The following is a 19989-nucleotide window of genomic DNA, read 5'->3' on the forward strand; positions in this document are numbered from 1 at the left end:
ATAAAACATGAAATAAGAATTAAAGGAGAGGGTTGTCCATGGCAACAACGAACGATAATCTCGTTACTCGGTTTGATCATCTGTTCCAAGAAGGCGAAATTGGCGGTACTAGCAGCATTGGATGAACAAAGTGCTCGCTGAAGCGGGCAAAGAGCATCTCGTTCCCGCAAGCGAGGATGAGGAGCGGATTCTGCTTCTAGTGGTGGATCAGCAGAACAGCTTCATGGAAGGCGGAGAGCTTGGCGTTCCCGGGTCCGTGCAGGATAACATTCGGCTTGGAAAATTTATGTATCGAAATTTGCACAAAATCACACAAATCGCGTTGACGCAGGATGTGCATACGCCGCTGCAAATTTTCCATCCATGCTGGTGGGTAGACCGCTTCGGCAATCATCCCGTACCTATTGAGACGGTCATTACGGTGGAGGCGGTCATGAATGGGGAATGGACGCCGGTTTACTCGCCGGCCAAAAGCCTGGCCTATCTTCAAGAGCTGCAGCGGGGCGGCAAACGGGAACTCCGAATATGGCCCTATCACTGCCTGGCAGGAACAAAGGGCGTACAGTTCGAGAGCCAGTTCATGAATCTTGTCTATTTCCATTCGGTAGCTAGACGAAGCACGCCGGTTATTTTGGAGAAAGGCCAAGATCCATTAAGCGAGATGTACGGCGCGTTTTACGGGGAAGATGGCGTGGCGAGCGAAGAGAATCGGGTATTTCTCGACGGCATGCTGGACTACGGCAAAGTATATATCGCCGGGCAGGCGTTATCGCATTGCGTATTGGATACGCTGAAGCATATTTTGGAACATCATGCGAATAACCGGACTTTTACGGAAAGTATTCATCTGTTAACGGATTGCTCGAGTCCGATCCCCGGTTCGGAGACTGTGACCGAGGATGCGGTAAGGGAGTTAGTCAAACGGTATGGCATTCAGCTTGCGGAAGCGGAAGGATTAATGCTCTAGATTATTGGAGGTATCGGGGAATGGAACAGACGAGAAATAACTACGCGGACGACGGATTAGCTTTGCATACCGATCTGTATCAGGTCAATATGGTGGAGACTTATTGGGCGGAAGGGATAAGCGGGCGTCGCGCGGTATTTGAACTCTTTTTCCGGAAGCTGCCTTTTGGGGGCGGATATGCGATCTTTGCCGGTCTCCAGCGGATTATTGAATACGTGCGGGAGTTTGGCTTCACGGCTTCGGATCTGGCCTATCTACAGGAAGAGTTAGGCTACGAAGAGGACTATCTGGCCTTTCTTAAGGAACTCCGATTCACGGGGACAATAACCGCGATGCGCGAAGGGGAGCTAGTATTCGGCAACGAGGCTATCCTCCGCGTAGAAGGGACATTGGCGGAAGCCCAGTTTATTGAAACGGCGCTGCTTAACATCGTGAATTATCAGACGTTGATCGCAACCAAGGCTTCGAGAATTCGCAATGTCGTTGGGAACGCGCCGCTCCTGGAGTTCGGCACCCGCCGTGCCCATGAATTCGATGCGGCCTTATGGGGTTCGCGGGCGGCTATTATCGGAGGATGCGACGCGACTTCGAATGTACGCTCGGGCAAGCGGTTTGGCGCGAAGGTGTCGGGGACCCATGCCCATGCGATGGTGCAGGCGATGCGGGATGAATACGAAGCATTCCTGCGTTACGCCAGACGCCAGAAGGAGATGAACCGGAAATGCGTCTTCCTGATCGATACGTACGATACGCTCAAATCGGGCATTCATCACGCCATACGGGTTGTGAAGGAACTTGGCATCAAGCATTTGTTCGAAGGCGTGCGGCTGGATTCGGGCGATCTGGCGTATTTGTCGAAGGAAGTCCGCAAGCTCCTCAATAAAGCCGGATTTAACGAGACGAAGATTTATGCTTCGAACGATCTGGACGAATATACGATTATGAATCTGCAGGCGCAAGGAGCCGTCATTGACGCATGGGGAATTGGCACGAAGCTCATTACCGCGTATGATCAGCCGGCTTTAGGCGCAGTCTATAAAATTGTGGCGATAGAAGATGATGCTGGAAATATGGTCGATACGATCAAAATTTCGGGCAATCCCGAGAAAGTGACAACACCGGGCATGAAGAAGCTGTATCGGATCATTAATCTGGTGAACCACCGCTCGGAAGGCGATTATATCGCATTGGAAGAAGAGAAGCCGCAGGAGGAAGGCCGTCTTAAGATGTTCCATCCGGTATACACGTACATTAGCAAATTCGTAACGAATTATGAGGCTAGGGAGCTTCATACTCCTATTTTTGCCGAGGGGAAGCTGCTGTACGAAACGCCGGAATTGTATGAAATCCAGGCGTATGCCAAGACGAATTTGGAGCTGTTATGGGACGAATACAAGCGGAATCAGAATCCGGAAGCTTACCCGGTTGATTTGAGCCAGCGGTGCTGGGATAACAAGATGAAGCTGATTCAAGCCATGAAAGAGAAAGCGGAAGGGGTGAAGAAGGAGACATGACGGCAGCCACGCGGAAAATCGGTATTTACGGGTCTTCGTTTGACCCGATTACGAATGTCCATTTATGGACGGCGTCAACGGTAGCGCATCGCAAAAGCTTGGATCTCGTTATATTTCTTCCGTCCTCAAGCATGAGGCATGACAAGAAGACGAATACGGGCGACGAGCACCGCGTCAACATGATTAACCTCGCCATCTCGGATAACCCGAAATTTGTCATGGATCCGTACGAGCTGAACGTACTTGCCGGCATGCAGTATACGTTCCATACGATGCGGCATTTCCGCGAGAAATACGCGGAGGATGAGCTGTATTTCATTATGGGAGCCGATCTTCTGGTCGATATTTCGGATGGGAAATGGTCGCATGAGAAGGAATTGATTGAAGAGAATAAGTTCATCATAATGGCACGTAATGGAATTGATATGACGGAAGCCATAGCCCGGTCGCCGCTGCTCCGCAATCATGACGACGGACGGTTTCAACTAATGAGCAAAGGACTTGCGATGGAGATCAGCTCCACCTACATTCGGGATGAGTTCAGCAGAGGCGGAGAGCCCAAGTATTTATTGCCGGATGCGTGTTATGACTATATTAAGAAAAACGGCCTGTACCAGGCTTAATAAAGAACAATAGTGGAGGCGTTGCGAGATGACCCTACAGCAGCAGATTATCGAGAGATTAGGCGTAAAAGCGCAAATTGACGCGCAGGAAGAGATCCGCAGATCGATTGATTTCGTCAAGGATTATATGGTTTTTGCACGAAAAACCGCCTTGGTTCTTGGTATTTCGGGGGGGCAGGATTCGACGCTTGCCGGCAAGCTTTGTCAAATGGCGGTGGATGAACTTAACGACGAAGCAGGAGAAAAGAACTACCGGTTCATTCCCGTTCGCCTCCCTTACGGCGATCAGAAGGACGAGCAAGATGCTCAAGACGCGATTGCTTTTATCGGCGCGGCCAGCACCGTAACGATTAACATTAAAGCTGCGGTTGATGCCGGAACGGCCGAATTCGAAGCCCGCACCGGCAAGAAATTGAGCGACTTTACAAAAGGCAACCGGAAGGCCAGAGAGCGCATGATTGCGCAGTTCGAAATTGCGGCGGAAGAGAATGGACTTGTCATCGGCACGGACCATGCGGCTGAAGCGATTACGGGCTTTTATACGAAATTCGGCGACGGCGCGGCCGACCTGACTCCGCTCTACAGATTGAATAAAAGACAAGGCCGGATGATGTTGAAGGAGCTTGGTTGTCCGGAGCATCTATACTTGAAAACACCTACCGCCGATCTGGAGGAGGATAAGCCGCAGCTCGCCGATGAAGTCGCTTTGGGCGTCACCTACGACGATATTGACGACTACCTCGAAGGCAAACCAGTCGGCGATGACAGCCGCCAAAAGATCGAAAATTGGTATCTCCGCACGATCCATAAGCGGGAGCAGCCGGTGACCGTTTTCGACCGCTGGTGGAAGAAGATTGACGAATAATAACTTGGAAATAGATGAGCCTATCCGACATTTCAGCAGGATGCCGGATAGGTTTTTTGTCGTGTTGTTAGTCGTGATCAATCACGTTAAACATATAGGACATTAATACTAAATTCAAATAATTGTAAGAGATAGTTTTTATTTTTGAAAAAATCTGCTATTCTACTGGTGATCAGCTAATGGATTGGGGAGTGGGAACTTTTGAAACCGGTTACAGTGTATGATATTGCAAAAGAAGCGAATGTATCGGTTGCAACGGTATCGCGCGTGTTAAACAACACGGCCCCCGTAAAAAAGTCAACAAGAGATCGCATCGTAGAACTGATTAACAAGTACCAGTTTCAGCCTAATGCATTAGCTCGAAGCTTGTCCAAGAAGGAGACCGGGATGATCGGCATTATTTTGCCGGATATTACGAATCCTTTCTTCCCGTCGGTTCTTGCCGGGTTTGAGCAGGAGGCTAGGAACAAGGGGTATACGTTCTTTCTATGCGATACCGTATCGACAAACGGGGATTCCAAGGAACAATATGAACGTGAATCGCAATACCTCAGCTTGCTGATTGAGAAACAGGTAGACGGCATCGTCATGATCGGCGGCCGGATCAATCTGGCTCGGCCAAGCGTGGAGATGGTCAGCGAAGTGGTGGAGATCAGCAAACGCGTACCCGTGCTGCTCATTAACGGGCATTTGCCCGGGCAAAATATCCATTCCGTCTGCGTGGATGAACGGGAAGGGGCGGAGCTCGCTACGCAACATTTGATTAACCTCGGGCACCGCAATATTGGTTTTGCCGGCGGCTATATGAGTATGGGCAATACGATTCAGCGGGTGCAGGGGTTTGTGAAAACGATGGAACGGAACGGGCTGAAGATCCGCAAGGAATGGATGCTAAACGGGGGCTTTTCGGTAGAGAAAGGCAAGATGTTCATGAACCATCTGTTAAGTTTGCCCGAAAGGCCAACGGCTTTATTTTGCGCCAACGATTTGGTGGCGATTGGTGCGCTTAAAGCTGCGTACAAAGCAGGTCTTCGCGTGCCGCAAGACTTGTCCCTTGTCGGATTCGACGATGTGCCGTACGCTTCCAATAGTATTCCGGAGCTGACGACGGTCTCTCTCAAATGTTATGACATAGGGAAATATGCTGCGGATCAGCTGCATAAGATGATTACCAAAAGCAAAGTTAGCAAAAAAATGAAGATCAGACCGGAGCTGGTCATTCGGGAGTCAACGGCTCCACCGGGGGACTATAGGCCTAATGGGCCAAATGGAATATTCAGATAAATATTTCAAAAAACTTTCTTGACAACGCTTTCATGTCTGATTTAGAATCAAGGTGTCAAAGCAAAACACCGTACGAACAAAAATGAAACCCGTTTCAATGTAACCGGCTATCATCATAAATACCACCTGAAAATGCACGTAAGTCTACCGTAATACTAACAGTAATGTTGTTTCGGATTCGAATGTGTGTTTTTATTTTTACCAAAAAATGAAACGGGTTTCATGAAACGGGATACATATGCCAAGATTCGGAGGGTTGTCTCATGAGTCTAGACACGCAAGCGAGATCGGTTGTTCAGTTTGATTCGAATGCCGTGCGCATTCACGGAGAGCCAACGCTGCTCCTAAGTGCCTCGCTCTTTTATTTCCGGATTCCAAGGTTGCTCTGGAAGGAACGAATGGAGCAGCTGAAAACCTACGGGTATAACAGCATCGACGTCTATTTCCCTTGGAACTACCACGAGCTGAGAGAAGGCGAATGGGACTTCGCCGGTGAGCGTGACGTTGAAGCCTTTCTCTCCGCAGCACGAGAGGTTGGACTGTGGGTCATTGCTAGACCGGGGCCGTACATTTGCTCCGAGTGGGACGGCGGCGCGCTTCCGGCGTATCTGCTAGCACAAGGGATAGAGATACGGCAAAACGATCCGGTATTTCTGTCTCGGGTAGCCAGCTGGTTCGACCGCATTATGCCTATCCTTAAAGCTTATCAAGCGGATGAGGACGGAACGGTGATCGCGGTTCAGCTGGATAATGAGCTGGACTTCTACGATTGCAAGGATCCCAAAGGTTACATTGGTGCCTTGCGCGACTTGACGCTAAGCCACGGCATCACGGTTCCGCTCTTCGCATGTGCGGGTCAAGGCGGACTATTGCAGGCTGCGGGCATCGCGGAGAATGTTGCTCCTACTTGCAACTTTTATCCGGATGACCGAGATCCTGAATTTGAGCAGAAAGTGCTCCACTACGGCGGATTGATGGAGGAGCTTGGTTATCCGCTGCTCGTGACCGAGACGAACCGCGCGCATTACCTGCTTCGCCGATTGTTAGGCTGCGGCGCCAAGCTGCTTGGTCCTTATCTGCAAGTTTCGGGTACGGACTTCGGTTTCACGAACGCAACGAACAACTGGGGGAAACCGCTTGCCTTTATGACTTCGGATTATGATTTTGGCGGAATGATCTCGCCGGAAGGCCATATCCGGGAAGAAGCTTATGAAGGCCGATTGCTCGGCAGGTTAATCGAGTCTTACGGCAACCGGTTGGCGGAATCCAAAGCAACGGGAATGGCGGATGAGAAGCTAGTTCGCACCGGTCATTGGAACAACGTCGCTGGACCATACGTTCTTGACCTGAAGAACGGCGGGCAGTTGCTGTTCCTGACGAACCTCGACGATGAAGATAAGGAACTGGCGATTGCCGGATCGGACTCCTTCCTATTGAGGGGTGGACGTTCAGTGGCGATTCCCCATCAGGTTCCGCTCGCAGGCTGGGGAGTGGAGGGTACGCTGGAGCATTCTACGGCGGAACTTTACTACGTCAAGCAAGCTGATGGCAAGCTGGTTCTGGCTTTCCATACGGAAAGCGCCGGTCAAATTCAGCTAAGCGGTTCAGGAATAACCGCGGTGGAATCGGAGAATTGCCAGTCGGACATTCGGGATGGACAGTTGACGATTAGCTTTGACGGTACGGCGGATGCCATTTGCCGAGTAGTAAACGATCAGGGCGCTCAAATTACGATTGTAATCCATGATAAGACTAAAGCGCTTTATATGGATGAAATGGATGAAGAAGGTATCGCAAGTTTCCGTACAATCGAGGCAGATTCGGCAGAGGAAGAACGGCATGAAGCGGCCGTTTGGAAGCAGAGCTTCTTGAACGGTGCAGAACCGCTGACCTTGCCAAGTGCCCGGCAGGCAAGAGAACAAGCCTCTTATCTGGAGCAATGCGAAATTTATCGCGGTTATGCCTGGTATGAAGCTGCAGTTCCTTCGCAAGGAGAAAGCGTTGCGCAAGGCGTGTTGATTCATAATGGCAGCGATGTCATCTCTCTCTACGCGGATGGCCGTTATATGGGAACGACCGTTCCGGGCGGCAGCAGCAGTTACCTTCCTTTAGAGAGTAATGCTCAGCTAGGGAAGCTAGTGGCCCGCACGGAAATCTGGGGACATTCCAACTTCGATGACGCTAGGTTGCCAGGCTTAAAGCTTCATTCCTTGAAAGGGCTTACGGGAATGACGGTTGTAACAAGACAACAAGAATTAAGCCGCAATTGGAGTGTATACCGGGCAGCGGATCGGAACATTCGTCAAGAGTTGTTAGCAGAAGAGGACCGAAAGTTATGGCCGGTTGTGAACCTAGGCGGCTGGTTATCACCAGATCATCCCGCGTTTGAATACTACCGGAAAAGCATAACGCCGGGAGAAGGGACTAACAGCTGGATCCTTCATTTTGACGGTATGCAATCGATGGCGAAGGTTTTCGTAGACGGGAATTGGGCAGGAGATGTTCAACCGTTTGATCCTTATCTGGATTTATCGGCGCATCTTGTTGCCGGACAGCCAGCCGAACTTGCGATCTTCCTGGAGAGAGTCATTGGACTTCCGGCCGGAAGAAGAGCGGTTATGTACGAAGGCGTGAAAGCAGTGGATTGGGTGATCAGCGGGGCTGAAGAGCCGGGGCTGGGTGCACATGCCGAAGCAGAACAAGCCCAGTCGCTGGATGCGGAATTGCCGGTACAACTGAAGCCGGGCGAGATGGCATGGCTATATGGCAGCGTTCCTCCTTCAAACAACGGCAAGGGTTGGCGCGCATGGGTCTCGGGAACAGGTCTTAAGCTGACGGTAATGCTGGAAGGCCGTATCGTTGGGCGGATCTGGACGCCTTGTGAAGAAGGACGGCCGGTCCTTACCGGCGGAAACGATCAATCTGTTTATTTGCCTGGCGTTTGGTTTAAGAACAGCGAAGGCGGGCTTGCCATTCTTCTGGAGGCCGTTGATCAAGCCGGTCCGTGCAAGCTTGATGCTATCACCCTTCAACCGATTTAAGGTAGTAAGAATCATCACTGCATGTAAGGCGGAAGATTCGTCTTCATGCGGTAAGGAGGTTTCATATATGGAAAAGGTGTTACAGACAGCTGTTCAGAGCAAGACGCGAACGGCAAGAGACGGGCGATTAAGACGTTTCTGGAATAACAAAACGCTACTTCTGATGTGTTTGCCGGCAATTGCGTTCTTCATCGTATTTGCTTATCTGCCGATGCCTGGCTTGTATCTGGCATTTATCCAGTACAACTACGCCGACGGAATATTCAAAAGCCCGTTTGTCGCCTTTGATAACTTCCGGTTCCTCGTAATAAACGGAGATTTGTGGCGGCTGACCTTTAATACGGTCGTTTATAACCTGGCCTTTATTTTGCTGGGGAATGTGCTGCAAATATTCGTAGCTATCCTGCTTAACGAGCTTCGGCGCAAATGGTTTAAGAAAGTAGCTCAAACCTTATTATTCCTTCCGCACTTTATCTCGGCCGTACTGATTGGTCTAATTGCTTACAACATTCTCAGCTATGATTACGGTCTGTTAAACCATTTGCTTACATCGATCGGCATGGATCCGGTTAAGGTCTACTCGAATCCTCACGTATGGCCGTTCATTATCGTAATCACGTTCCTATGGCAGTCGACGGGATACGGCTCTATCGTCTACTTCGCAGCTATTATGGGTCTTGATAACGAGATCATCGAGGCTTCCGAAATTGATGGTGCAAACGCTTTCCAACGGATTATCTACATCGTTATTCCTTGGCTTAAGCCAACATTCATTATTTTGTTGCTGTTCTCGCTTGGCGGCATTATGAAAGGCAACTTCGGTTTGTTCTACAACTTGGTCGGAGCAAACAATACGGCCTTGTACTCGTCGACGGATATTATCGAAACTTATGTATTCCGTGCTCTTATGACGAACTTCAACTTCTCGATCGGTAGTGCGGTTAGCTTGTATCAATCATTGTTCGGCTTCGTAATCGTTATAACAGCCAACTGGCTTGTTAAGAAGGCGTCGCCGGAAAACTCGTTATTCTAGGGGGTGCTGTCATGGAAGAAAATATTGCAGAATCCAGAAGCATTCGGACAGATGCGAGCGAGGTCATTGTCAGAACGTTTGGGTATGTAGTGATTTCAATCTTTGCGCTTTGCTGTTTGCTGCCTTTCCTGCTCATCTTGGGTACATCGTTTACAACAGAGTCGGCTATCAAGAAATTCGGCTTTAACTTCTGGCCGAAGGAATTCAGTACCTTTGCTTACAAAATCGTATTTGAGAATCCCGATATCATCGTAGGTTCTTATATCGTAACCATCGCTCTTACGGTAGTAGGCACGGCGATTGGACTATTCCTAGTCGCAATGACCGGTTACGCGCTGCAGCGTCCGGACTTTGGTTACCGGAACGGAATCTCGTTCTTCATTTACTTCACGACTTTGTTCTCTGGCGGTCTTGTTCCGTTCTACTTGCTCGTGACGCAATATTTGAGCCTGAAGGACAATTATTTGGCCGTGTTGCTGCCAGGACTTCTTAGTCCGTTTCTAATCATTATGATGAAGAGCTTCGTAAGGTCGATCCCGCACGCCATTACCGAATCGGCCAAAATCGACGGAGCAGGGGACTTTACGATTTTCATCCGGCTGATTCTACCGATGACAACGCCGGCACTTGCAACCATTGGATTGTTTATCGCGCTGGGTTACTGGAATGAATGGTATAACTCCATGCTGTTCCTATCAACAAATATGGAATACCGTCCGCTTCAGCTGTTCCTCTATAACGTTGTTACAAGCGCTGACTTTGTCCGTAACTCCGCCGCAGCTTCCAACGTCTCGCTTCGGGATGTGCCGCTGGAGTCCATGAAAATGGCAACCGCCGTTGTGGCAACCGGACCTGTTATCATGTTCTATCCGTTTGTACAACGTTACTTCATTAAAGGTATTACGGTAGGCGCAGTTAAAGGTTGATGTGCCGAAGGCCGCATAGGCCTCTTCACATAACGGGCATAGCCCAATATCGTAAACAAAGGGGAGACGTGCATGTTTAAGAAAAGTTCCGCAATCTTGCTGTCTATTTTGATGGCTTCCAGCTTGGCAGCCTGCTCCGGTAATAACAACAAAGACAACAAACCAGCAGACACCGCTAAACCAAGCAATGCAGGCACTGAAGCATCGGCGAACACTGGCGGCGATTCGGCAATCGATACTTCCAAGTTCGTGAAGATTACTTACCTCGTATTGGGCAACAAACCTACTAACGGGCAGTTCGAGAAGGTTATGGCAGAAGTCAACAAAATCATGAAAGAAAAAATCAATGCCGAGTTGGACTGGCAATGGATCGAATGGACGGACTGGCAAACCAAATACAACCTTGCGCTTGCATCCGGCGAACCAATCGACCTGATTACAATCGGCACGGACTGGCTTGATACTTGGGGCAATGCGCAACGCGGCGCCTTCATGAACATCGACGATCTGCTTCCTAAATATGCACCGCAAACCTTTAACTCCATCCCTGAAGAGGATTGGGCACAAAGCAAATACAACGGTAAAATCGTCCTTATCCCTGAAAATGATTATACGCAATGGGTTAACCACGGCTTCTTCTATCGCGGCGACTGGGCCAAAGAAGCAGGCATTACGGAGCCAATCAAAGACTGGGACGGCATTGGCAAATACCTGCAATACGTCAAAGACAACAAGCCTGACGTTATTCCTTGGGACGCTGTATCTGGCGTAAGTACTTTCGGCGGCTTTGATACTTCTTACACGGATAACCTTGAGCTTCCGATCTCGACAGGTTACCTGCCTGTATTCACTTCGAAATCGTTCGATGAGAAATACACGGTTAACAGCCCTGTGTTCGAAGATACGATGGTGAAATACGCAACTATGATGAAAGAATGGGCAGACAAAGGCTTCTGGCGCGAAGACGTATTGAACAACAAAAACGATACCCGTGCTTCCTTGCGTGCCGGCCTGACTGGCATGGACCAGCATCATACGCAAACGTTTGGTACGCTTCGCGTTCAAATGGATAAAGACCAACCGGGTTCCGATCTTCAAATGTTCCCGTTTGCCCGTCAAGGCGGCAACAACTTGCTTGAACTGTCGATCACTCACGGCGGCACATCCGTTGGCGCACACAGCAAAAACCCTGAGCGTGCTCTGATGGCTTATGATCTGATCCGTAACGACAAGCAAGTGTACGATTTGATCAACTACGGTATCGAAGGCACGCAATATGAAATCGTTGATGGCAAACGCCAACAACCAGCTGGCTACGACGCAACTAAAGACGACTTCTACGCTGACTTCTGGGGCGGCCGCAATGACAAATTGGAAATTCCAAGCGTAACGGTATGGGATCAACTCGAATCCACGCTGTATGCGGAATACGACAAAATCAAAAAACCATATCCATACGGTCAATTCGTATTCGATAAAACACCGGTTGAAGCCGAGTTGACGGCGATTACGCAAGTAACTGGCGAGATGGGCCCGGCTATCGCTTACGGTAAAGCAGGCGACCCTGTCAAAGCGGTTGATGAGTTCCGCAGCAAGCTGAAAACAGCTGGCTACGACAAAGTACTCGCTGAGCTTCAAAAACAAATGGATGCCTTTAAAACAAAAATGGAATCCGGTCAATAAGCAAGAAGGAAGCCGGGATTGGGCGCATAGCGTCTGGTCCCGGTTTTTTGTTATGAGTTAATTGTATGGGCTAGGCTAGTTGAATTTATTACAACCTAAAATATGGAAACAATACCATGAATAGAATAACGTTTATAGGTTTAGTTGTAAAGAAAAATAAGTTTGCTAACGTTTACGTTGACGTTAATGATTGGGAGGAGTAAGCTAAATATAGATACACAAGGTTTGAATCCATCGCAAAGTGGGTATGACAAAGTTAGGTATTACATTTGAAGGAGGCTTCTTTATGTATAATCACATTTTGATTCCCGTGGACGGTTCTCAGCAGGCGAGTAAAGCGATAGATCATGCGATTGGCTTGGCAAAAGCCATTAATCAACCGATCTCGTTGTCCGTTCTCCATGTAACTGGACGTGTGCCGATGAACGAGGCCTTTGTGTATGTTGATGTAGGTGAAATGCTGGAGGAAGAAGAGAACGAGGTGCTCTCCGCCGCAGTGCACAAACTGAGAGATTCCGGCGTCGCTTATAATCTGCTCAGAGCGGACGGCGATCCTTCCACGCTGATTTGCCGGACGGCCAAAGAGCGGAATTGTGATCTGATCGTCATGGGCAGCCGCGGAATTGGACTTGTATCTGAAATTCTGATCGGAAGCGTCAGCCATGGGGTAGCTCAACATGCCCATTGCCCGGTTCTGCTTGTGAAATAAATCGGTTTAGGAGAGGCTGCCATCGGGCAGCCTTTTTTGCGTTGTTGATTGGCTGGAACCGCGCGAAAATATAGGGCTTAACGATGTGTATCTCTGCTGGTCACAAAATCTGGAAAATAGGTTGAATCGGGATAAATTCAACGGGCAGCTCTGAGTGCAGCTGCTTTAGTTCTTCGCTTAAGGCACGCATGCCGGGCTCTTCGCTTTCCGCGTGGCCGAGGGTGAGCAGTGCTTTTGCTTGGCCTTGGAAAGCTGCATCCCGGATGTACTCCGGCGTTTCCCACTCGGGGCCTTCGCCAACGACCAGTAGATCAAGAGCGTGTTCCCGCATAAACGGAATCGCTGTTGAAGCGCCTCCCCGGTAGCCGACCAGAATGCCGACACGTTTGCATAGAGCAGCGGGATTGCCGGTCAGGCGAAGAAAAGGCATACCAAGCTGTTGCTTCACATAGGCAGCAATTTCAGTTACGTTCATGGACGGAAGTTCAACGATTGCGGCAATCGGCAGCATTTCCGCTAAGTTGGATTCCCAATTCAGCGCTGCAAGCAGACCCGTCATAATGATGTCCGGTTGTTTGCGATGACAATAATCATGGTAACGGAAAATCGCGATGCCGCTGTCTTCGATCAACTGCTGTTTTTTACGAAAAACTGGATCGTCCTCGACTAAAGCGGGTTCATGACGATGGCTGTAAGAAAGCGGCTCATGCGTAATGAGGAGATTGGCTCCCGATGCAATAGCCTGCTCAACCACTTCGTACGTCGGCATGAAAGAGACGGCAATCCCCCGTACTTCAACATCCGGCTGACCGGCCATCAGTATATCCACGGTGTTCGCAATTGGCGGAACCGTCCCGCATAATTCGTCAATAATGTGCTGTATCGTTAATGGCATTTACAAGTTCCCTGCCTTTCATGCAGTTAAGTTGTTAGGGGTATATTTTTTCGCCCTTTTCGAGCATATCCATAAACTGCCGGATTTTTTTCACTCGGGTTTCCTGCTTTTTAACATTCTGAATGCGGAACAAAATGGCATACCGGTTCTGCTTGTTCAACGTTTCGAAAAACAGCCGTGCTTTCTCATTTCGCGCTAGCTCCATAGCAAAATCTTCAGGAACGGTGGCGTTGGACTGTGACTCGTAAGCCTTGTCCCATTGGCCGTTTTGCTTCGCAATTTCAATAGCTTTAAGGCCGCATGTCTGCATTCGGCCGGCAGCGATTAAAGCTTCGGTTTTATCTTTATTAATCTGGGACCAGATGCTCTTGGGCCCTCTAGGCGAAAACCGCTGGATCCAGCTTTCGTCGTCATGTTTCTTTTTGTGGCTGTCGATCCAGCCATAGCATAAGGCAACATCCAATGCCTCGTGATAGGTAACGGAGGGGCGGGAAGCATCCTTTTTGGAAATCTGCAGCCATATGCCAGCCGATTGATCGTAATGATCGGCAAGCCACTTTTCGAATTCGGGCTGATCCGCGAAATACAGAATAGGCAGATCTGCTGTACTCATAATTACACTCTCCTTTTTTACCGCATCTTTCCAATATTATATCACTGGCAAGCAGCCCGTATAAGTCTTGTGTTCACAACCTTTTCCTATAAAATGGGGTTACGAGTATGAACACGGGAGTTGTTAATAATGAGCCATGTGAGAACGATCCGGCAAGAAGAGCTGCAAGAGCTGCTCGACCTCTATCATTATTTAAATGCGGATGACCCTCGACTGCAGGCTGGGGATGTACAGGATATATGGCAACAAATTCAGCAGGATTCGAACATGTATTATCTGGTTGCGGATGTTAATGGGCGGATCGCGGCCGCTTGCGTCCTGATTCTGATTCCGAACTTAACGAGGGGAGCCAGGCCATACGGTCTGATCGAAAATGTAGTTACTCACCCTGATTTTCGCAGGCAAGGCCACGGGACTGAGGTGTTGCAGAAAGCACTCGAGATTGCTTGGGAGCATCATTGTTATAAAGTTATGCTGCTAACGGGATCGAAGGAAGACGGAACGTTGACCTTTTACGAGCAAGCTGGTTTTGTCAGGGGAGTGAAGACCGGGTTCATCGCAAAGCCAGCACCTGAAGGTTAGGAGGGTTAATTTGTAACCGGCTAAACGATTAATGGCAGTGATTGTGTACACTTGCCTTATTATTGTTATCGGGGCCGCGACAGCGGCGGGAATCTGGTATCAGCAGACCGATCCATTATTCAGCGATGGGTTATCCGCTTTTCAGCCTTCTGATGGTAGTCCACCGGAATATGTTGTTGGTCTCGTGAACCACGGTGTTCGGAAAATAGATATTGTGAGCGTATCTATAAACGGTTCGTCGCAAAATGGCACCGTACAGCTTGGAGTCACTTATGATTCCGGACATTATGTTCAAGTGCTCGCTGAGCCAGCTCTAGAAATTGCTTTTATGGGGCTGCAAGATTCAGTAAAAAAGTGGAAATGGATTGCTGTTGCCCAGAGCAGCGGGAGCTTCTAATATGAAAGTTATACATCTATGAACGGGGTACAACATGAGGAAGAGCAAGCTTTCACGAATGACCGCAATTCTATGCGGCATTCATATTATATGGATTATCCTATAGGTCTTTTTCTTTTTATTGAACGACTTAAAATATGCTTTTGAAGTTGATTTCGTCATTATATACATCTATGTCCTCCTTATTTCCGGACTTTATTTCGTTGTTGTACGTTTTGTTCAACTAAGAAAATACAGCTGGCAAGTGATTCGTAAAAGCTTAATTAGATGCATGGGGATTTTTGTTTTTATTAGTCTCACTAAATATTTGCTGAAGTATGGATTTACGCCATTAACGGAAGCAAATTTAGATGGATGGTTTTTCGCAAGTCCCTTAGGAATTGCTACTTCCTATTTGTTCGCAGATACAGCGATCAGCCATTTGAAAAAAGGTTAAACCGCCGGCGGTTTAACCTTTTTTTATTAATCAATCCGAAAGACGGGGCCTTTCGGATAAAACGGCAAATGTTTGCCTTTGGGCAGAAGATAAGCATGATCCCGTTTGATGCGAAGCCGGTCGCACTCGCCATCGGTAATGATGAGTATTGGACCATTCTTCGGGAAGTCCTCCGCATGCTCCAGCAGATCAATGGCCGGCTGCAGAATGGTGCCGCCGCGTCCTTTCACTTGGACTCGATCGCTGATGAGATCGGGGGACATATAGCCGGCATCATACGGTGCGGCATCGCAAAAAATAATGCGCGCCAACGGCACGTCGCGGGCTGCGGCATAACTGGCAATGGCACCCAGACATTTGGCGAGCAGCTTCTTGTCCATGGAACCCGAAGTATCAAGAATAACGCCAAACGTCCGCCCGTCCTCGGCGCTTCCAGAGTCCACCCATTGCGGCCTTGGAATATCCGGGGTAGAAGACTGGCGTCTGGAGACGCGGGAATAAGTCCGTTTCTTCTCAAGCGGAGTAAAATATTGATCGAACCAGCGGGCTAGCTCAACATCCCATTTGATCGGAGGCTGGCCCAATGCGCGGATCTCTTCAACCAGTCCGGATGGAAGATAACCGCGGCTTTGCTCTTCATGATAAATCAAGCCTTGCTGCATGGCATTCCGGCAGAAATCATCCAGGCTTTGTCCCTCGCGATTATCCCGCAAACCAGATGAACCTTGGTCTAATATATCCCCTAATCCATTCCCCCGGAGAGTCGCTAATTTGCGGTAGACCCGAATATCCGCGACCATCCTGTCGTAGATGGATTCGGCGTTAAGACCTCTTAATTCGGGGTCCAGCATGAGACCTACACGAGGATATTCTCCAATCTTCATCTCCACAAGCCAAAGATTAATGACATAATCACAAGCGATATTCCACAAGTAATGGTCGCGCCCCATGCATCGTTCATGATGCTGGAGTCCGGCATGCAACAGCTCATGCGCCATGACAAACAATGTCTCGTCATCGGTTAAGCCAGCTGCGGGATTCATGTAGATGATTCGATCAAGGATATTAATGGCTGCAATAGAAATATCGAGTCGTTGGCAAATTTGCGCGTCTTCCACAATTTTAAAGCCCGCAGCAAGCGCTCCAAGCAGTGGATAATGATCAATAAACCATCGTTTCGCTCTAACCGCAGCGGTAAGCGAAGCAGATTCGGAGGTAATCGAGTCCAGATGACCGCCCGCAACGCTAACCGCCTTGGTAACCGCATTTGCGAGACCTTTGGCCAAATAAGCCTCCCAATCCGGATCCTTATCGTAATAATAAAAAGAAGTTTTTTTCTCGGTATAATCCATGTCGCTTGCGGAAGGCCCGGCCGTGCCAGCAAAGTTCAGCGATGGAGGAAGTCCGCGTTCCAGTAAATAGGTATATAGCTGCTGCTCATCCTTGACCGGAAGTTCGAACCGGGTTTCCATATCGGCCGGCGGAGTTCCGATCTTCAGATCATGCAGGAAACGCGCCACGTATACATCGCAGGCCGCATTCCAATAATGCTGCCGCTCCTGCTGTTTCACCTTGAAATGGCCAAGGCCGAGATGCAGAAGACAATGAGCGAGTACATAGATCCATTCGGAGGTTTCGCCCCGTCTCTTGGGATGGAGATAGATCCTTCCGTTGTGAGTGACGATAGCCCATCCATTCGGAGGATAAGGATTGTCTTCTTGCCGGCTGATATGGGCACGCGCTGCTAATGGCGAAAATATGGGATGATTCGATATGAATGCAATGGCCGCATGCGCATTTTTTGTTGCCGGATCTTCAGGTTTGGTTTTACGTGACATCCTTTTATCACCGGTCTTTCACAGCTAGTCTAGGCAAATCGCGCACAATCTCAACCATAAGCCAATCCGGAATGTTGTCTTCCTGCTCATGTTTGGCAACAACCATTTGGGCGATTTCGAAGGAGATCATGCTTAGATCCTTAATCAACCTTTTAGCGTTATGCGCGAACTGCCGGTGGGGATCACGGATTTGATCTTTGCTTGCGGGCAGCTCCTTCACGATTTGAGAACGGAAGGCTTGGGCAAGGAAATAAAGAACATCGCGATCTTCCGGAGCGTCCGGGAATCCTACTTTTCCTTCAATAATCTGATTCAGCTGATATTTGCTGCTCAAATTTTTGTAGAAGGCTTTAAACTGCACGGCATGGGTCGGGGTAAGCGCACCGTTAGCCAGAATGCCGACAATATCTGTCGAGATCGTCTCTCCGAATTCGCTTAGTGCATCCGAGAGCATGTGCCAGGAGCGTGGCGTCGAGAAGGTTTCTTCGCTTTTTGGCGGAGGACTCCACAGATGATCGGGTCTAGTCTCTAAGTACTCAATAACAACAGGGTGAAGGGAAGCTTCGTAAGCCCAACCGATCCAATCTTTGAATGAGACATTTAATTGGACATGGAACATCCGGTTAATAAGGGCGGAGCTCATCGGTTTGACGATGGCGCTGTCTTGAGCGCGGTTCCCGGCACCAATGACAATGGACCCTTCAGGTAAATGGTAGTTTCCGATCCGGCGTTCATGAATCAGACTGTAGAACGCTTTTTGTACTTCCTGCGAACAGGCGTTAAGTTCATCGAGAAAAAGGCAGTAAGGTTCATCGCGTGCGATCATGGCCGGCGGACAAAATTGGCTTTTGCCATCTCGGATCTGAGGGACGCCAATAATATCTTCGGGTGCCAGCTGGGAACCTAAAAGAGAGACGCAAGGGAGGCCAACTTGCTTCGCGAATCTTTCAACTAGCGAGGATTTCCCGATTCCCGGTGCTCCCCAGATGAAGACGGGACGGATCACGGAAACGTTAAGCAAAATATCCATTAGCTGCGTGGCAGTTACGGGTGTGGCAATATTCATAGATCGTTTAGTACTCCTTGCCTATTTAATATCTACAACGATTATAGCAAAGAGGGTTAATTCCAATAAGAGAAGAATCAATTATATTCATCTGTTATTTTATGACAAGTGGGGGAGGCTAGTAATTAGTTGAAATGACGATTTGGTTACCCTAGTCTCTGATAACGAACTTCACATATCGTTCCCAATTCATGTGACTGGAGTCACATCGGGAATTGGTTTCTCTTCCGTATAATTAAACCATGACAAGATGAAGAAAGCGGGGAAAGCTCCATGCTAAGCGAAAAGATGATTGCCATCATTAAATCGACCGTACCGGTGCTTGAGGTTCACGGGACGGCGATTACGAAACGGTTTTATCAATTATTGTTTGCTAGTCATCCCGAGTTGTTGAACGTCTTTAATCATGCGAATCAAAGACAAGGCAAACAACAAGCTGCGTTAGCCAATGCCGTTTATGCAGCCGCCCTATATATTGATAAGCTCGAAACGATTCTTCCGGCCGTTAAGCAGATTGCGCACAAGCATCGCAGTCTTGGCATTACGGCAGACCAATACCCGATCGTCGGACAAAATCTGCTGCAAGCCATCAAGGAAGTGTTGGGAGATGCGGCAACCGAGGAGATTCTTGGTGCATGGGCGGAAGCGTACGGCGTGATCGCGGGCGTATTCATCCAGGTAGAAGCGGAGATGTATAAGGAAGCGGAAGAGCAACAAGGGGGATGGGCCGGTTATCGGGCATTCCGGGTCGAGCGCAAAGTGCGGGAGAGCAGCGTCATTTCGTCCTTCTATCTGGTGCCGGAGGATGGCGGAGCTATTGCTTCGTTTAAGCCCGGCCAGTATGTTAGCGTAAAGATGGATATTCCAGGCGAGGCGAACACGCATATTCGCCAGTACAGCTTATCGGACGCCCCTGGCAAACCGTATTACCGGATATCCGTCAAAAAAGAAGAAGCTCACCATGGCGATCCTGCCGGTGTTGCTTCCGTGTACCTGCACGAACAGGTGAAGGAAGGCGATATGCTCCTGTTGTCTGCGCCTGCCGGAGATTTTGCGTTGGATTTGGAAGATAGCCGTCCAGTGGTGTTCATTAGCGGAGGCGTAGGAGTTACGCCGATGGTCAGCATGCTGAATACGCTGGTAGACCTGAAATCGGAGCGAACCATTGCTTTTATTCACGCCGCTCATAATGATGAAGTTCATGCGCTGAAGCAGCAAGTAGAAGATACCGTGAAGCAGGCCCAACATGCAAAAGCATATTGGTGTTACTCGAATCCTGTAGCTCCAGATGCCGGGGATTTTCATAAGGAAGGGTATATCGACCTTCCTTGGCTGCAGGAGATCCTTCCGTCGAAGGAAGCTGTGTATTACTTCTGCGGGCCTGCGCCGTTTATGGCTCATATCAATCAACTGCTTCTCGAATGGGGAGTCGCTTCGGAAGATATTCATTATGAATTTTTTGGACCAAAAGGCAGTCTGGAAGAGGAAGCGGAAAAAGCCGCGGGTTAAGTGGCGGT

17 protein-coding genes are annotated in these 19989 nt (G+C 49.1%); 13 read left to right on the top strand and 4 right to left on the bottom strand.

All coding sequences use genetic code 11. The annotated features are described in order from the left end of the window. The first annotated feature begins 121 nt into the window (after positions 1-121). The 10 genes from QQK89_RS15240 (at position 122) to QQK89_RS15285 (ending at position 12645) form a co-directional block, all read left to right on the top strand. Positions 122-967 (top strand): hypothetical protein, encoded by an 846-nt coding sequence (locus QQK89_RS15240; RefSeq protein ID WP_284239429.1) that lies wholly within the window; start codon positions 122-124, stop codon positions 965-967. A gap of 20 nt (positions 968-987) precedes the next feature. Beyond that, positions 988-2481: a nicotinate phosphoribosyltransferase gene (locus tag QQK89_RS15245; RefSeq protein WP_284239430.1), complete on the top strand. Its 1494-nt coding sequence runs from the start codon at positions 988-990 to the stop codon at positions 2479-2481. Then, positions 2478-3104: a nicotinate-nucleotide adenylyltransferase gene (gene nadD / locus QQK89_RS15250; RefSeq protein WP_284239431.1), complete on the top strand. Its 627-nt coding sequence runs from the start codon at positions 2478-2480 to the stop codon at positions 3102-3104. Before QQK89_RS15245 ends, nadD begins: the two co-directional genes overlap by 4 nt. Positions 3105-3132: 28 nt before the next feature. After that, complete coding sequence (gene nadE, locus QQK89_RS15255) at positions 3133-3969, top strand: ammonia-dependent NAD(+) synthetase (RefSeq protein WP_284239432.1); 837 nt, start codon at positions 3133-3135, stop codon at positions 3967-3969. A 201-nt stretch (positions 3970-4170) separates the two neighbouring features. Next, on the top strand, positions 4171-5253 hold the full coding sequence (locus QQK89_RS15260) for a LacI family DNA-binding transcriptional regulator (protein ID WP_284239433.1): 1083 nt from the start codon (positions 4171-4173) through the stop codon (positions 5251-5253). A gap of 263 nt (positions 5254-5516) precedes the next feature. Then, the gene (locus QQK89_RS15265) at positions 5517-8294 is read left to right on the top strand and encodes a beta-galactosidase (RefSeq protein ID WP_284239434.1); all 2778 of its coding nucleotides are present in this window, start codon (positions 5517-5519) and stop codon (positions 8292-8294) included. Positions 8295-8361: 67 nt separating this feature from the next. Continuing rightward, entirely contained in the window at positions 8362-9327 is a 966-nt protein-coding gene (locus QQK89_RS15270) for an ABC transporter permease (protein ID WP_284239435.1), read from the top strand. A gap of 11 nt (positions 9328-9338) precedes the next feature. Then, entirely contained in the window at positions 9339-10253 is a 915-nt protein-coding gene (locus tag QQK89_RS15275; protein WP_284239436.1) for a carbohydrate ABC transporter permease, read from the top strand. 72 nt (positions 10254-10325) lie between these two features. Then, complete coding sequence (locus QQK89_RS15280; protein WP_284239437.1) at positions 10326-11936, top strand: DUF3502 domain-containing protein; 1611 nt, start codon at positions 10326-10328, stop codon at positions 11934-11936. A gap of 286 nt (positions 11937-12222) precedes the next feature. Beyond that, the gene (locus tag QQK89_RS15285; RefSeq protein ID WP_284239438.1) at positions 12223-12645 is read left to right on the top strand and encodes a universal stress protein; all 423 of its coding nucleotides are present in this window, start codon (positions 12223-12225) and stop codon (positions 12643-12645) included. A 100-nt stretch (positions 12646-12745) separates the two neighbouring features. Here the strand turns inward: QQK89_RS15285 and QQK89_RS15290 are convergent, their stop codons facing one another. Together QQK89_RS15290 and QQK89_RS15295 are read right to left on the bottom strand one after the other, a co-directional pair. Next, positions 12746-13540 carry a Nif3-like dinuclear metal center hexameric protein gene (locus QQK89_RS15290; protein WP_284239439.1) on the bottom strand — a complete coding sequence of 265 codons (795 nt, stop codon included), beginning with the start codon at positions 13538-13540 and terminating at the stop codon, positions 12746-12748. 34 nt (positions 13541-13574) lie between these two features. Beyond that, positions 13575-14153 (bottom strand): YdeI/OmpD-associated family protein, encoded by a 579-nt coding sequence (locus tag QQK89_RS15295; protein WP_284239440.1) that lies wholly within the window; start codon positions 14151-14153, stop codon positions 13575-13577. Positions 14154-14282: 129 nt separating this feature from the next. On the opposite strand from QQK89_RS15295, the gene QQK89_RS15300 reads away from it, so the two are divergent. Then, on the top strand, positions 14283-14735 hold the full coding sequence (locus QQK89_RS15300; RefSeq protein WP_284239441.1) for a GNAT family N-acetyltransferase: 453 nt from the start codon (positions 14283-14285) through the stop codon (positions 14733-14735). A 31-nt stretch (positions 14736-14766) separates the two neighbouring features. Continuing rightward, entirely contained in the window at positions 14767-15132 is a 366-nt protein-coding gene (locus QQK89_RS15305) for a hypothetical protein (protein ID WP_284239442.1), read from the top strand. Between the two features lie 462 nt (positions 15133-15594). Here QQK89_RS15305 and QQK89_RS15310 read toward each other — a convergent pair whose 3' ends face one another. Both QQK89_RS15310 and QQK89_RS15315 read right to left on the bottom strand, forming a co-directional pair. Further along, a complete protein-coding gene (locus QQK89_RS15310) occupies positions 15595-17406 on the bottom strand; it encodes a vWA domain-containing protein (protein WP_284239443.1) in 1812 nt (603 codons plus the stop codon). 7 nt (positions 17407-17413) lie between these two features. Further along, positions 17414-18472, bottom strand: coding sequence for an AAA family ATPase (locus QQK89_RS15315; RefSeq protein WP_284239444.1), 1059 nt, complete (start codon positions 18470-18472; stop codon positions 17414-17416). Between the two features lie 273 nt (positions 18473-18745). Here QQK89_RS15315 and hmpA point away from each other — a divergent pair, with 273 nt between their 5' ends. Next, entirely contained in the window at positions 18746-19981 is a 1236-nt protein-coding gene (gene hmpA, locus QQK89_RS15320; RefSeq protein WP_284239445.1) for an NO-inducible flavohemoprotein, read from the top strand. Positions 19982-19989: the final 8 nt, after the last annotated feature.

It is taken from the genome of Paenibacillus glycanilyticus, from assembly GCF_030161375.1.
GTDB lineage: Bacteria > Bacillota > Bacilli > Paenibacillales > Paenibacillaceae > Pristimantibacillus > Pristimantibacillus glycanilyticus_B.

Coding starts and splice junctions, on each gene's coding strand:
- QQK89_RS15240 (WP_284239429.1), top strand. CDS start 122: ATGAACAAAGTGCTCGCTGAAGCGGGCAAAGAGCATCTCGTTCCCGCA.
- QQK89_RS15245 (WP_284239430.1), top strand. CDS start 988: ATGGAACAGACGAGAAATAACTACGCGGACGACGGATTAGCTTTGCAT.
- nadD (WP_284239431.1), top strand. CDS start 2,478: ATGACGGCAGCCACGCGGAAAATCGGTATTTACGGGTCTTCGTTTGAC.
- nadE (WP_284239432.1), top strand. CDS start 3,133: ATGACCCTACAGCAGCAGATTATCGAGAGATTAGGCGTAAAAGCGCAA.
- QQK89_RS15265 (WP_284239434.1), top strand. CDS start 5,517: ATGAGTCTAGACACGCAAGCGAGATCGGTTGTTCAGTTTGATTCGAAT.
- QQK89_RS15270 (WP_284239435.1), top strand. CDS start 8,362: ATGGAAAAGGTGTTACAGACAGCTGTTCAGAGCAAGACGCGAACGGCA.
- QQK89_RS15275 (WP_284239436.1), top strand. CDS start 9,339: ATGGAAGAAAATATTGCAGAATCCAGAAGCATTCGGACAGATGCGAGC.
- QQK89_RS15280 (WP_284239437.1), top strand. CDS start 10,326: ATGTTTAAGAAAAGTTCCGCAATCTTGCTGTCTATTTTGATGGCTTCC.
- QQK89_RS15285 (WP_284239438.1), top strand. CDS start 12,223: ATGTATAATCACATTTTGATTCCCGTGGACGGTTCTCAGCAGGCGAGT.
- QQK89_RS15290 (WP_284239439.1), bottom strand. CDS start 13,540: ATGCCATTAACGATACAGCACATTATTGACGAATTATGCGGGACGGTT.
- QQK89_RS15295 (WP_284239440.1), bottom strand. CDS start 14,153: ATGAGTACAGCAGATCTGCCTATTCTGTATTTCGCGGATCAGCCCGAA.
- QQK89_RS15300 (WP_284239441.1), top strand. CDS start 14,283: ATGAGCCATGTGAGAACGATCCGGCAAGAAGAGCTGCAAGAGCTGCTC.
- QQK89_RS15305 (WP_284239442.1), top strand. CDS start 14,767: ATGGCAGTGATTGTGTACACTTGCCTTATTATTGTTATCGGGGCCGCG.
- QQK89_RS15310 (WP_284239443.1), bottom strand. CDS start 17,406: ATGTCACGTAAAACCAAACCTGAAGATCCGGCAACAAAAAATGCGCAT.
- QQK89_RS15315 (WP_284239444.1), bottom strand. CDS start 18,472: ATGAATATTGCCACACCCGTAACTGCCACGCAGCTAATGGATATTTTG.
- hmpA (WP_284239445.1), top strand. CDS start 18,746: ATGCTAAGCGAAAAGATGATTGCCATCATTAAATCGACCGTACCGGTG.